12 protein-coding genes are annotated in these 14,349 nt (G+C 47.8%); 3 read left to right on the plus strand and 9 right to left on the minus strand.

Annotation, left to right across the window (positions count from 1 at the left end; all coding sequences use genetic code 11):
- Positions 1-171: 171 nt before the first annotated feature.
- Positions 172-1,074 carry an ROK family protein gene (locus tag M1L66_RS28825; RefSeq protein WP_434689027.1) on the minus strand — a complete coding sequence of 301 codons (903 nt, stop codon included), beginning with the start codon at positions 1,072-1,074 and terminating at the stop codon, positions 172-174.
- Positions 1,075-1,151: 77 nt separating this feature from the next.
- Positions 1,152-1,835: an N-acetylmannosamine-6-phosphate 2-epimerase gene (locus M1L66_RS28830; protein ID WP_156833463.1), complete on the minus strand. Its 684-nt coding sequence runs from the start codon at positions 1,833-1,835 to the stop codon at positions 1,152-1,154.
- Positions 1,836-2,035: 200 nt separating this feature from the next.
- On the opposite strand from M1L66_RS28830, the gene M1L66_RS28835 reads away from it, so the two are divergent.
- From M1L66_RS28835 to M1L66_RS28845, 3 genes are all read left to right on the plus strand, one after another.
- Positions 2,036-2,953, plus strand: coding sequence for a dihydrodipicolinate synthase family protein (locus M1L66_RS28835; protein WP_187020088.1), 918 nt, complete (start codon positions 2,036-2,038; stop codon positions 2,951-2,953).
- A gap of 74 nt (positions 2,954-3,027) precedes the next feature.
- Entirely contained in the window at positions 3,028-3,678 is a 651-nt protein-coding gene (locus M1L66_RS28840) for an SGNH/GDSL hydrolase family protein (protein WP_434689029.1), read from the plus strand.
- A 99-nt stretch (positions 3,679-3,777) separates the two neighbouring features.
- Positions 3,778-5,109 carry a S8 family peptidase gene (locus M1L66_RS28845; RefSeq protein WP_434689031.1) on the plus strand — a complete coding sequence of 444 codons (1,332 nt, stop codon included), beginning with the start codon at positions 3,778-3,780 and terminating at the stop codon, positions 5,107-5,109.
- Between the two features lie 303 nt (positions 5,110-5,412).
- On the opposite strand, the gene M1L66_RS28850 is transcribed toward M1L66_RS28845, so the two are convergent.
- The 7 genes from M1L66_RS28850 to rpsL all read right to left on the minus strand — a co-directional run bounded on the left by M1L66_RS28850 (position 5,413) and on the right by rpsL (position 14,137).
- Positions 5,413-6,027 carry a GNAT family N-acetyltransferase gene (locus tag M1L66_RS28850; RefSeq protein WP_434689033.1) on the minus strand — a complete coding sequence of 205 codons (615 nt, stop codon included), beginning with the start codon at positions 6,025-6,027 and terminating at the stop codon, positions 5,413-5,415.
- A gap of 92 nt (positions 6,028-6,119) precedes the next feature.
- Positions 6,120-7,820, minus strand: coding sequence for a DUF5722 domain-containing protein (locus tag M1L66_RS28855; protein ID WP_434689035.1), 1,701 nt, complete (start codon positions 7,818-7,820; stop codon positions 6,120-6,122).
- Positions 7,821-7,989: 169 nt separating this feature from the next.
- Positions 7,990-8,796 carry a M55 family metallopeptidase gene (locus M1L66_RS28860; protein ID WP_434689037.1) on the minus strand — a complete coding sequence of 269 codons (807 nt, stop codon included), beginning with the start codon at positions 8,794-8,796 and terminating at the stop codon, positions 7,990-7,992.
- Between the two features lie 744 nt (positions 8,797-9,540).
- Positions 9,541-10,734: an elongation factor Tu gene (tuf, locus tag M1L66_RS28865; protein ID WP_002604729.1), complete on the minus strand. Its 1,194-nt coding sequence runs from the start codon at positions 10,732-10,734 to the stop codon at positions 9,541-9,543.
- 188 nt (positions 10,735-10,922) lie between these two features.
- On the minus strand, positions 10,923-13,043 hold the full coding sequence (gene fusA, locus M1L66_RS28870) for an elongation factor G (protein WP_187020098.1): 2,121 nt from the start codon (positions 13,041-13,043) through the stop codon (positions 10,923-10,925).
- A gap of 15 nt (positions 13,044-13,058) precedes the next feature.
- A complete protein-coding gene (gene rpsG / locus M1L66_RS28875) occupies positions 13,059-13,529 on the minus strand; it encodes a 30S ribosomal protein S7 (RefSeq protein WP_002604731.1) in 471 nt (156 codons plus the stop codon).
- Between the two features lie 188 nt (positions 13,530-13,717).
- Entirely contained in the window at positions 13,718-14,137 is a 420-nt protein-coding gene (gene rpsL, locus M1L66_RS28880) for a 30S ribosomal protein S12 (RefSeq protein WP_002604732.1), read from the minus strand.
- Between the last annotated feature and the right edge of the window lie 212 nt (positions 14,138-14,349).

The following is a 14,349-nucleotide window of genomic DNA, read 5'->3' on the forward strand; positions in this document are numbered from 1 at the left end:
TTTGTCAACATTGGATAGAAGAAAATTTTTTTCATTTTTTATTTTATGTATCTTTTATCCGGTTTACAAATATCCAAAAGATTCCTTCGTGATATTGTATACAGTTTTGTAGTATTGCATTTGTTTTCGAAACAATTATGCTAATTTCGCTTTTGCTTACTTCAGTTCTGCTTATTGCACTTCAGTCCGGCCGTTCTTTTTTAAGAGTGCACCGGCCAGATACGCCGCGCCCATCAACCCGGCACGGTTGCCCAGTTCCGCCTGGCGCAGTTCCACATTGCGGAAGCTGCTCATGATTCTCGCAGAAGCCTTCTGCTTCACCTCTTTCAGAATATAGGGCTGCGCCATGACACCGCCCCCTAAGACGATACAGGACGGGTTAAAAATATGAATAACAGAAATCAGCCCGTACACAATCTCATCGATCCAGCTGTTCACAATGTCTCTCACCTTCGGATCGTCCAGTCTGGCAAATATCTTTCTTCCATTGTCCAGGTCCCGGTTGTAGGCCATGGCCCTCCGCACCAGCGCCGTGGTGGAAGCGTATTTCTCGTAGCAGCCACAGAAAGGTTCCCCGTACACGCTGTCCTCCGGGTGGATCATAATACCGCCGAACTCTCCCGCCGAGCAGGCACTTCCCGTATAGATTCCCTTATTCATGACAATGGCGCCGCCGACTCCGGTCCCGTAGGTGATACAGAGAAAATCCTGAAAGTCTCTTCCCGCTCCAAACTGGCCTTCCCCGATGGCTGCCGCGTTGACGTCATTCTCTACAGCGACAGGCACACGAAACTCGCGCTCCATGATCTCCCGCACCTTCATCCCCGTATAACCGGGTATGTTTTCATTGGCGTATCGGATATAGCCTTCCGCAGAATTCACCTGGCCGGCAGTGCTGATCCCGATGGCCTCAAAGTCATCGTACTGACGGAGAATCTCCACAGCCCGCTCCATCACATACCTTCCGCCGTTCCTGGCATTGGTGGCATGCTCCTTCACCCCCACAATGTCCTGTCCGTTCCAGATTCCAGACTTGATGGAGGTGCCTCCGATATCCAGTGCCGCAATCCTCATAACAATCTCCTCCTGATAGAAAAAGGACAAAGAAACTAACTTTTCTGGCCTCTTTGTCCGTCATACCTAACTATTCTTTACTGTATCGCAGCCACAAAATGTCTTGTGATATCCCTCGGTCTCGTGATCGCAGTACCTACAACTGCCGCCAGCACACCGGTATCGAGAGCCGCCTTTAACTGCTCCGGCGTCCAGATTCCGCCTTCCGCGATAACCGGCTTGCCGCAGGTCTCAACGAGATGCTTCATCAAATCAAAATCAGGAAGCCTGGCTCCCTTTGTATAATCCGTATAGCCGTTCATCGTTGTACCAACCAGATCAAGTCCGATCTGTGCGGCATGAAGACCTTCTTCATAACAGGAACAGTCTGCCATAAAAAGCTGATCCGGATATTTCGCGCGTACTTCTGCGAAGAACTCGTCCAGAGTCTTTCCATCCGGTCTGATGCGGTTGGTGCAGTCCGTGGCAATAATATCCACGCCGCACTCCACAAGCGCGTCAACTTCCTTCATGGTCGGTGTGATATATACGTCACAGTCCCCGTAAACTTCCTTAATAATGCCGATTACCGGAAGATCTACCGTTTTCTTAATTTCCACAATATCTGCGACCGTGTTAGCTCTGATGCCGACCGCGCCGCCCTCTTTGGCCGCATATGCCATTCTGGACATAATGTAAGAACTGTACAGCGGTTCTTCCTTTAATGCCTGGCAGGATACGATCAGACCACCTCTGACCCGTTCCAGTACTGAATAATCCATATTAGATACCCCCTCTTGTATTTTTTACTGATTTTTGGGATTTTTAACTGTTTTAATCATAGCACGTATAAAAAATATTTTCAATACAAACATTAAATAAAAAAAAGTTTTTATTTTTATTGATTTCTGCCAGTAATGATGATATGATACACACAGATACTGTTGAATTATTATAATAATTGAAAAGGCAGGTATGTATTATGTCCAAGTATGATGTCAACAAATTCAAAAACGTTACTGTTGCGCTCAACACTCCGTTCGACAAAAACGGCGATGTTGATTTAGAGGCGACGAGGGCCGTTGTAAACTATTTCTGTAACAAAGGTATTAAGCAGATGTATGTCTGCGGCAGTACAGGCGAAGGCTTCCTTCTGGATACGGAAGAAAGAAAGGCCGTGACGGAGACTGTTGTAAAGGAAGCGGCAGGACGCATGAATATCATCGTCCATGTAGGCTGTCCTGATACGAGACATTCCGCCGAACTCGCCAAACATGCGGAGGCTGTAGGCGCCGATGCTACATCCGCGGTTCCCTGTGTATATTACCACATGGGCGAGGAAAGTGTATACCAGCACTGGACAAAAATTACCGAGGCTGCCGATCTTCCTTTCTTCATTTATAATATCCCGCAGCTAACCGGATTCAATCTGTCCATGGGGCTGTTCGGCCGCATGCTGGAAAACGAGCGCGTTGCCGGCGTAAAATGCTCCTCTGACCCGGCACAGGATATCCTTCGCTTTAAACTGGCCGGCGGAAAGGATTTCATCGTATTCAACGGACCGGACGAGCAGTTCATCGCAGGACGCCTGATGGGCGCTGATGCCGGTATTGGCGGTACATACGGTGCCATGCCGGAGTTATACTTAAAAATGGATGAACTGGTTAACCGCGGCGAATGGGAAAAGGCCAGAGAAGTGCAGAATCTGGTTACCCCGCTTATTTACCGTCTCTGCTCCTTCCCGTCCATGCACGGTGCAGTAAAGGGAATCATCTCCTTGGACGGCTGTCCGATGGGCGATCCGAGACTTCCATTCCTTCCGGTTGCATTGGATGATCCGAAGCTGGTAGAGCTTTACCACGATATCAGAAAAGCTGTCGAGGATACGAAAGATTTATAAAAACTTTAAGAATCAGTCTGAGAGGATGTACCTGCTTGCAGGCTGCATCCTCTCTTTTTTAGAAGGAGGACATCATGAAAAAACACATTGTATGCTACGGAGATTCCAATACCCACGGGTACTGTGCTGCGAACGACGGCCGTTTTGATGAAAATGAGCGCTGGCCGCGTCTCCTGGAACAGAAGCTGGGGGAAGATTATCTCGTTCTCGAGGAAGGCCTGTCTGGCCGGACCACCTGTTTTAACGATCCGATCCACGAGGGCTTGTCCGGGCTGGATTATATTTACCCATGCCTCATGAGCCACGAACCCGTAGATTTGCTGATCATCATGCTGGGAACCAATGATACCAAGGAACGCTTCGGCGCATCCGCCGCCTGCATTGCGCTGGGCCTCAAGCGTCTCATCGCAAAGGCCATCGCCACCACCGACTGCTGGCGGGATAAGAAGCCGGGTATCCTTGTGATCGCTCCCAAGAACATCGAGAAAGAGTACGAGGCCACAGCGGTAGGCGGTACTATGGGCCGCGGCTGTGCGGAAAAGTCAGAAGGGCTCGCCGAAGAATACAGAAAAATCGCAGAGTTGATGGGCTGCCACTATTTCGACGCCAATACCGTCGTAAAAGAAAACAATAAAATCGATTATATGCACCTTACAAAAGAGGGCCACGAGGCGCTTGCCACCGCACTGGCGGGTCTGGTGAGGTTGCAGTTCCCAGCCTGCTGAGAAAATATTAAGGGAATTTTCACATATTTTTCCACTCCTTTGCTCCGGGATTATGGTATACTAAAGAAAAATGTTCCTCGCATAAGGAGAATCATCAGAATGAAGAAAAGAACGCGCGCAGTCAGTCTTTCTTTAGCCCTTGCCATCGCTGTGTCTGCAGTGATCCCATGGACTTTTGCATCCACTTCCGATTCCAGATCCATTTCCGATTTGGGAAGTGATAGAACGGCCTCCTGGAAAACAACACAGGGAGACATGCTGTCCGTCAGCCAGAGCGGCCAGTCCCTGCAGACCTTCGCATTGGGGCCAGGCCTTGTCAATTTATCCCCGGCAGACCAGTTTGCCACCTATCAATGGGGATTAAAGAATGACGGGGAATTTCAGCTCGTTGAGATAAAAGCAAAGTTCCAGGCCGCTGACAATATCTATTCCGGCGGCAAAGGCGGTTTCGGCCTTCCGGGCCTTGGCCCCGGTGACTTCGAGTCCACGGTTACCGACGCGGTAATGGGTGTCGATATCAATATCCGCCCAGCCTGGGATCTCTATGACCAGTCAGAAAATAAGCGGTCCGTGGTCGTAGCCATCATCGACACAGGCGTCGATTATAACCATCAGGAATTTTCAGGCGCCATGTGGACGAATCCCGGAGAAATCCCCGGTGATGGAATTGACAATGATGGAAATGGTTACGTGGACGATGTTCACGGCTGGAACTTCTATTCCGGCAGCAGCCAGATCTTTGTCGGCGAAGAAGACAGCCACGGCACCCACGCCGCAGGCACCATCGCCGCAGTCCGCGGTTCCTACGGAATCGCCGGCATCACTGACAACAATTACGTAAAGATTATGTCCTTAAAGGCATTAGGCGGCAGTGACGGAACGGGTTCGCCCGACTCTGTCATCCAGGCCATTCGCTACGCGGAAGCCAACGGCGCCGCCATCTGTAACTTAAGCATGGGAACCTCCGCTTATAACGAGGCGCTGGCCCAGACCATGCAGAATTCGAAGATGCTGTTCATCGTGGCCTGCGGCAACGGGGGCATTGCCGGAAAGGGATACGACACCGACATTTACCCGGTCTATCCCGCGTCATTCCCATTTGACAACGTAATCTCCGTTGCCAACTTGTTATTCGACGGAAGTTTGAGCCGTGACTCCAACTACGGAGCCGCCAGCGTGGATATCGCAGCCCCCGGAACCTATATTGTCAGCACATTGCCGGGCAATAATTACGGTTTTATGAGCGGCACTTCCATGGCCGCCCCTATGGTGACCGGAGTCGCCGCCATGCTCTACTCCTACCGCCCCGAGATCTCACTGTCCGACGTGAAGAATATTCTGCTGAACTCCAGCCGAAAGATGGACCAGTTAAGCGGGAAAATGGTGAGCGGCGGAATGCTGGATGCATATGCGGCGCTGAGTTACCAGTAATATTAAGATGGGAGTCAGTGGTGGGAGATGTTGAATTTCAGTATTCAGTGAGAAATTTAGATTTTAAGAACAATTATATAAAGGACGTTCCTGTCAGGTATTTGGCGGGGGCGTCCTTTTATGTTGAGGCAGGTTGGAGTTTATGGGGGAGGTATGTGGAGTTTCGCGTTGGGCTTTATGTGGTTTTATGTTCGGTTTTATTTGAACTTCATGTTGCTTTTATACTTTTTCATACTATATTTTATAATGTATTTGATGAGACTTTCAAAAGGCCTATTTATAAACTACATGTTTTTATCGAACTTACTCCTCAATCTTCAGACGATCGATAGCCTCATTGCCTGATTCGCCTGCCGTCATAGCCGTCAAACGCATGTATAACAGCGGATATGGATTTCCCTGCTCGTCCAGCTCCGTCCGTTTGAAACATTCAAATCCCATGTGCTCATAAAACCCTTTCGCCAACGGGTTGTGCTCATTTACGCACAATTCACGTACTCCCAACTCCTCTATACCATAGGTAAGAAGCCGCCTGCCCAAACCAGATCCACGCATTTCCGGTTCAAGGAAAAGCATCTCCAAACGCTCTCCCGCTGTACCCATAAAGGCAATGGGTTCACCCTCTGTATTTACAGCTGTCACCAGAGTGGGAACTTCAAGAAGCGCGGCCGGGACATACTTCTCTATTTCTCCGATTTCCTGATCAGACAGAAAAAGATGGGTTTTCTTGACAGAGCGCCTCCATACTTCTGTCAGCCGATCGATCAACTCATCGCTTCGTACTTCCTGCAAAAATATTTCTGCCTGATTTACAGCCTTTGGCCGATTTTCCCGATGGAACTCCCGATTCTGTTGATTCTGTTTTTCCTGTATACTATTTCTTAGGGTTGATTCCTCTTGTTCTGATCGATTCTTCATAATCTGCTCCTGTCTTTCCATAAAAATAACCCGGGAAGCACATGTCTTCCCGGGAAGCACTTCCACTTCTTATTCATTCACTTTCGTCTCTTCTACTCCATGGAACGCCATCTGAAATTCGGAATTAGATCAGACCACTTGTTGACACCGATAATCGGCTTTGCAAATTCCGTAGCTTCCAGCGTATACTTCTTCTTATCAATGTCACGGAACACCTGCCAGATCTTACGGCGCTTCGTGGCCACAATGGTATCTCCCTGATTCATATCACACTCCCACAGACCAAATGCCAATCCGCTGCGCACCTCCAACGGCGCGTCCACCTGACGGCTTAAGATATAGGCGTCGATATATGGATTACTATCTACCAGGTAATAGGAATAGGCAAATGCCGCCGCCTGAATCTGAGGAATGTCTCCTCTTGTCGGGCTCTTCGCCGTAAATCCTTCCTCTGTAAGGATAATATGGCGGACATCTCCAGTCGGTGAACGGAATGCAGCCTGTGCCATGTAGTCTGTAAGAACACTTAAATTCGCAAAGTTGATGACAGGGGAGTTAAAGTCATTGGTAATCCATCCGGTCTGCGCATCATCCCAGAATTCCGGTTCCGTCATAGGCGCCGGATACGGATGGTAAGACAATCCCCAGTCCATCTGTCCCTGCGTGTTGGCGATAGAATTAAATGTATCCACAATATTTTTTCCGCCGTATTTTAACTTGTTGTCGATCTCCGCATTCCAGTTATAATCGAGGGAGAAATAGACCCTGTCATTTGCACTGGTGCTCTTGATTGCCGTATAGAACACGCGGAATGCATCCTGATACGCCTGAACGTAGCTGTTTAAATCCCAGGCTCCAGTGTAATTCCACTGCTGGTTATTAATCTCATTGCCAATGATCCAGTTAGAAATCTTTCCATGATCCGGATTCGTTCCATTATAACGCTCTGCAAGGAATGAAGCGATAGCCTTAGTCTGCTCAAAACCGGCTTCTGTTGCCGCGTTAAATAAATAATAGAATGCTTTTGAAGACTTCTTCGTACCGGGATAGATCAGATCCGGCGTAGCATCATTCCATCCATTCAGGATGATAGCCGTAACCGTCATACCTTTACCGGAAAGCGCACTGATGGTTCTGTCGTAATCTTCAATGACCCGCTTGTCGAAATGATACGTCTTACCGTCATACTGATAGTCAATACCCTGACCTAAAATCTGATGAAAGGCAATATTCGTTCCCACATGTTTGACACCCAGATCAAATGCGTCTGCCAGCATATTAAGCTCGATATTAAGCCCTTTTTTTGTCAAAGGATCGTTAAATGCCGCTGTGTTCGGAGCTACCGCCTCCGGATTTGTGATATAGTGCGGGTCGCTGACCTCGATGTATTTCGCACCATCCCAGACCGCTACCACAAATCTGCTGTATAACCGGTCCTCCGCAGTGCCTTCATTCAACGGGAACTGATACGTTACCTCCGTTCCAAATGAAGCGGCCCCCGCGTAATCAAGGCGTCCTTCCAGATTCTTCTGATACGGCTTCTGTTCCACCAGATAGAGAACTCCGTCCGTACCGGTCATGTCTCCGCTGCTGGTGACCTTGACCGTCACACTTTTCTTATCCGGATTGATCAGGCAGGAGGTGATCGATGATTCCACCTTGGGTCCCTGTGTCTCAGCGTTTTCAGAAGTCTCAGTGTCCACGCTGGCGAATGAAGCAAACACACCGGTAAAGCACAACAACACTGTAGCCAGAATGCCTGCCGCTCCTCTTCTTATCATCTTACTATCCATTCCTGTTTCCCTCCGTGATGTCTAACTTTATGTACTCTACCATGATACCTAATTGCAATACCATTTGCAATAAAGTTTTTATTACGGAATTCTAAAATTACTTACAATATTGGTACCATCTGGAACTCCACGAGCACCTCAATCAAAGGTCGCTTTGTGGATATTATGACTAATAAACAACAAAACTGTGGGCAGTAATAACCTCCGTCCAGCATTTTGCTTTGAGACGGTTTGTAAAACGGTCCACCTGCTCCATACCTGGATAAAAAGACATCTGATACGCCTTCTTCCAGTCCTTGTAGGTCACTTCGTAAATAAACTCTTCCGGTAAATCCACTATAGGGATTGATGATTTTCTCCGGTTTTCTACAGCGGTTTTGGCAGCTTCACAGAGACGTTCTATTGCGAGCTTCTGCGGAGTGCAGAAGGTGGCACCGCCTACACCGCGCTTGATCTCGGCAGTCGAAATATGCGGTGCCAGTTCTCTGGCATCCCGACACACGGCCTCGTCACCAGAGAGAAAAAGAACTGGTATTCCGAGTGAAGACGCGGTGTATGTATTGAGCATAAACTCGCTCATATAGCGGCCATTGAGGCGAATGTACTGGCTGTTTCCTGTGGAGGTGTGGCTGATGGCAAACTCCGGATTGCCGGCGGCCGCATGATACCCAAGAAAAAATACTCCGTCAAAGGTTTCGTCAAGGCCGAACATCATGTTATACGGATGTCCGCTCTTTCCCCGGATCAGCGTTACATATTCCGGCATCGCGAGAGGATTAATATTAGATGCATCGCCATGGCCATCCTTTACGACAATAGCGGTCGCTCCGGCGGCATGAGCCGCCTCGCAGACTGCGACGACTTCGTTTGTCATCTCCTCTGCATACCTCTGGTAAACAGACTCATTTTTATGAGTCTCATCGGTGAAACTTAGTCCGGCGCAGCCTTCAATGTCTGCGCTGATGAATATTTTCATAGTGTTTCTCCTGTTCCGGGCTTTCGCCCTATAAAAATAAATGCAAAAGTGCCCAGCGAAGAGCTAGCTCTCCCTTGGCCTCCCGCTACTCCGCAGTGCATCTTCTTGTCCGCAAATTCGGCGGACAAGAAGCTCCGGGCTTTCGCCCTATAAAAATAAATGCAAAAGTGCCCAGCGAAGAGCTAGCTCTCCCTTGGCCTCCCGCTACTCCGCAGTGCATCTTCTTGTCCGCAAATTCGGCGGACAAGAAGCTCCGGGCTTTCGCCCTATAAAAATAAATGCAAAAGTGCCCAGCGAAGAGCTAGCTCTCCCTTGGCCTCCCGCTACTCCGCAGTGCATCTTCTTGCCCGCAAATTCGGCGGACAAGAAGCTCCGGGCTTTCGCCCTATAAAAATAAATGCAAAAGTGCCCAGCGAAGAGCTAGCTCTCCCTTGGCCTCCCGCTACTCCGCAGTGCATCTTCTTGCCCGCAAATTCGGCGGACAAGAAGCTCCGGGCTTTCGCCCTATAAAAATAAATGCAAAAGTGCCCAGCGAAGAGCTAGCTCTCCCTTGGCCTCCCGCTACTCCGCAGTGCATCTTCTTGCCCGCAAATTCGGCGGACAAGAAGCTCCGGGCTTTCGCCCTATAAAAATAAATGCAAAAGTGCCCAGCGAAGAGCTAGCTCTCCTCTGGGCACTTTCACATTTATTTTTGCACTGCTCAATGCTTGCGCATTATTTGCACTGCTCATTGCTTACGCATGATTACTCAATGATTGTAGCAACTTTTCCTGATCCAACAGTTCTGCCGCCTTCACGGATAGCGAAACGAAGACCCTGCTCCATAGCTACTGGGTGAATCAGTTCTACAGTCATCTCTACGTTATCGCCAGGCATACACATTTCTACGCCTTCTGGAAGATCACATACGCCAGTTACATCAGTTGTTCTGAAGTAGAACTGAGGTCTGTAGTTGTTGAAGAAAGGAGTATGACGTCCACCTTCATCTTTTGTTAAAACGTAAACCTGAGCTGTAAATTTCTTGTGGCACTTTACAGAACCTGGTTTAACAAGACACTGTCCTCTTTCGATTTCAGTTCTCTGAACACCACGAAGTAATGCACCGATGTTATCACCAGCCTGAGCCTCGTCTAACAGCTTACGGAACATCTCGATACCTGTAACAACTACCTTACGGGTCTCTTCATGGATACCAACGATTTCAACTTCGTCAGATACGTGTAATGTACCACGCTCTACTCTACCTGTAGCAACAGTACCACGACCTGTGATGGAGAAAACGTCCTCTACTGGCATTAAGAAAGGCTTGTCTGTTTCACGAACTGGATCTGGAACCCACTCGTCAACAGCCTTCATTAATTCAAGAACCTTATCGCCCCACTCGCTGGACGGATCCTCAAGAGCCTTTAAAGCGGAACCCTGGATGATTGGTGTATCATCGCCCGGGAATTCATATTCATTTAACAGTTCACGAATTTCCATGTCTACTAATTCAAGTAATTCTTCGTCGTCAACCATATCGCACTTGTTCATGAATACTACGATGTAAGGAACGCCTACCTGACGAGAAAGCAGGATGTGCTCTCTTGTCTGAGCCATAACACCATCAGTAGCAGCAACAACAAGGATAGCGCCGTCCATCTGAGCAGCACCAGTGATCATGTTCTTTACATAGTCAGCATGGCCTGGGCAGTCAACGTGAGCATAATGTCTCTTCTCTGTCTCATACTCAACGTGAGAAGTAGAAATAGTGATACCACGCTCTCTCTCTTCCGGAGCCTTATCGATATTCTCGAAAGCTACGGACTCACCGGTACCTAATCTTTCATGAAGAGTCTTTGTGATAGCAGCTGTTAAAGTTGTTTTACCATGGTCAACGTGGCCAATGGTACCGATGTTACAATGTGGTTTGTTTCTTTCAAATTTAGCTTTGCCCATTTTATAACGTCCTCCTTAATTTGTGCTCTTTTGAGCTTTAATTTTTATGTTAGGCTGTCTTTTATTATATGCTATTTATGCACTATTTTCAAGCCTATTTGATGGATTCCGGGCGGTTTTAGGCCGCTCGGAGTCCATTTAGTACCCGGATTTTCTGGTCTGCTGAAGTCCCTTTTGGGAGTGACGGATTATTTACCGTTCTTCTCAGCAAGTACCTTCTCCTGTACAGATTTTGGAACTGGCTCGTATTTCTCGAAGAACATAGAGTAGTTACCACGTCCCTGTGTTTTGGAACGTAAATCTGTGGAGTATCCAAACATCTCTGCCAGCGGAACGAATGCGCGAACAATCTTACCGCCGCCTAAATCGTCCATACCTTCAATACGGCCACGACGGGAGTTGATATCACCGATAACATCACCCATGTAGTCTTCCGGCATGGTTACTTCAACCTTCATAATCGGCTCAAGTAAGATAGCTCCGGCTTTGTGCATCGCATCCTTGAACGCCATGGAACCAGCGATGTGGAATGCCATTTCACTGGAGTCTACCTCATGGTAGGAACCGTCATATACGGTTGCATGAACACCCAGTACAGGGAATCCGCCAAGAATACCACACTTGGAAGCTTCCTCAATACCTTCACCGACTGCCGGGATATATTCCTTCGGAATAGCACCGCCGACAACGGAGGAGTCAAACTTAAACAGTTCTTCTGCGTTGGCATCCATCGGCTCAAAGTGAACCTTACAGTGTCCGTATTGTCCACGTCCGCCGGACTGCTTCGCATACTTGCTGTCTACGTCAACAGCCTTTGTAAATGTCTCCTTGTAAGCAACCTGAGGAGCACCTACGTTGGCTTCTACGTTGAACTCACGCAGCAGACGGTCTACAATGATCTCCAGATGAAGCTCGCCCATACCGGAAATAATAACCTGGCCGGTCTCCTGGTTTGTCTTCGCTCTGAAGGTCGGATCTTCTTCTGCAAGCTTTGCAAGTGCCTCGCCCATCTTGCCCTGACCAGCTTTGGTCTTCGGCTCGATCGCGATATCGATAACAGGCTCCGGGAACTCCATGGATTCCAGGATTACCGGATGCTGGTCGTCACAGATAGTATCGCCAGTTGTTGTGGTCTTGAAACCTACAGCAGCAGCAATATCTCCTGCATAAACCTTATCTAACTCCTGTCTCTTGTTGGCATGCATCTGAAGAATACGTCCAACACGCTCTTTTTTGCCTTTGGTGGCATTGAGAACGTAAGAACCGGAGTTCATGCTTCCGGAGTATACACGGAAGAATGCTAACTTACCCACGAATGGGTCTGTCATAATCTTAAATGCCAGCGCTGAGAATGGCTCGTCGTCGGAAGAATGTCTCTCAACTTCGTTGCCATCCATATCCACACCCTTAATGGACGGGATATCTGTTGGAGCAGGCATAAATTCTACAATTGCATCAAGAAGTTTCTGAACACCTTTGTTTCTGTAAGCGGTACCGCAGCATACCGGAATCGCAGTACATTCGCATGTCGCTTTTCTCAGTGCTTTCTTCAGTTCCTCTACAGAAGGCTCTTCTCCCTCTAAATACTGCATCATCAGATCATCATCAAGTTCGCAGATTTTCTCTACTAATTCGGTGTGGTAAAGCTCGGCATCGACTTGCATATCCTCAGGGATCTCAACGATGGAAATATCCTCACCCTTCTCGTCATTGTAGATGTAAGCCTGCATCTCGAACAGATCAATAATACCTTTAAATTCATCTTCTGCGCCGATTGGCAGCTGAAGACAGATTGCGTTTTTGCCAAGTCTGGTTCTGATCTGATCAACGGCACCATAGAAGTTAGCACCCATGATATCCATCTTGTTGATGAATGCCATACGTGGTACATTGTAGGTATCCGCCTGACGCCATACGTTCTCAGACTGCGGCTCAACTCCACCCTTTGCACAGAACACGCCCACAGCGCCGTCCAGTACACGAAGGGAACGCTCAACCTCTACTGTAAAGTCAACGTGGCCTGGAGTATCAATAATATTGATACGGTGTTCCTGAGCACCCGGCTTTACCTTGCAGTGTTCCTGCTGGGTCCAGTGGCAGGTTGTAGCAGCTGAAGTGATTGTGATTCCTCTTTCCTGCTCCTGCTCCATCCAGTCCATGGTAGCAGTACCTTCATGAGTATCACCGATTTTATAGTTTACACCAGTATAATAGAGGATACGCTCTGTCAATGTTGTTTTACCAGCATCGATATGGGCCATAATACCAATATTTCTGGTTCTTTCCAATGGATATTCTCTTCCAGCCAAAGCTTTTTCCTCCTATTAGAATCTGTAATGAGCAAATGCCTTGTTTGCCTCTGCCATCTTGTGCATGTCTTCTTTCTTCTTTACAGAAGCACCAGTGTTGTTGGCAGCATCCATAATCTCATTAGCAAGTCTTTCTTCCTGGGTCTTCTCGCCTCTCTTACGGGAGTACAGAGTGATCCATCTGAGTGCTAATGCCTGTCTTCTCTCAGCCTTAACTTCGATCGGCACCTGATAGGTAGCACCACCGATACGTTTTGCCTTTACTTCCAGTACAGGCATGATGTTGTTCATCGCTTCTTCGAATACTTCGACAGCCGGTTTGCCCATCTTTTCTTCTACTCGGCCGAATGCGCCGTATACAATCTTCTGAGCAACGCCCTTTTTACCATCTAACATGATGTTGTTGATTAACTTGGTAACAACCTTGTTATTGTAAAGCGGGTCTGCTAATACATCTCTCTTCTGAGTATGTCCTTTACGTGGCACGTTACTTCCCTCCTTAATATCGCCGCCCGAGCCTGCATGATGCAGGTTCCACAGCTTTTCATTAGATCTTAGGTACTCACAAACATTGAAGTTGCGTTCGCGCTCGGTTCTCTTATATATTATCCTGCAACCTACAGGTTCAATATCATCAATCCGGCACTAGAAATTCAATCATGTGGTTCTAATTATTATTTTTTGTCTTTTGGTCTCTTAGCACCGTATTTGGAACGAGCCTGCTTTCTGTTGGCTACGCCTGCGGTATCCAGTGTACCTCTAACGATATGATATCTGGTACCTGGTAAGTCTTTTACTCTTCCGCCACGGATTAAAACAACGCTATGCTCCTGTAAGTTGTGACCCTCACCTGGAATGTAGCTTGTTACTTCGATCCCGTTAGACAGACGTACTCTGGCGATCTTTCTGAGCGCTGAGTTAGGCTTCTTAGGTGTAGCAGTCTTAACTGCTGTGCAGACACCTCTCTTCTGAGGAGCGGAAACATCTGTAGCTCTCTTCTGTAAAGAGTTATAACCCTTCTGCAGAGCCGGAGCTGTGGATTTCTTTACGGATGTCTGTCTTCCCTTTCTAACTAACTGGTTAAATGTTGGCATTCTTTTCACCTCCTGTGATATTGTCTGTGGTTGCTGTATTTCTTTCAGCCTGATTGCTTGCACAAAAACATGACGCGTTTATGCACGCCTAATTATTATATACACTTTGCATTTTTCTGTCAAGGAAATTCTTTAAAACATTCTAAAAAACGAGAAAAGGCAGCTCCGGCCCGTCCGGACTTTGCCTTTTTTCTCAATTTATACCATTCGTC

This window comes from Hungatella sp. SB206, from assembly GCF_051132295.1.
Lineage (GTDB): Bacteria > Bacillota > Clostridia > Lachnospirales > Lachnospiraceae > Hungatella > Hungatella effluvii.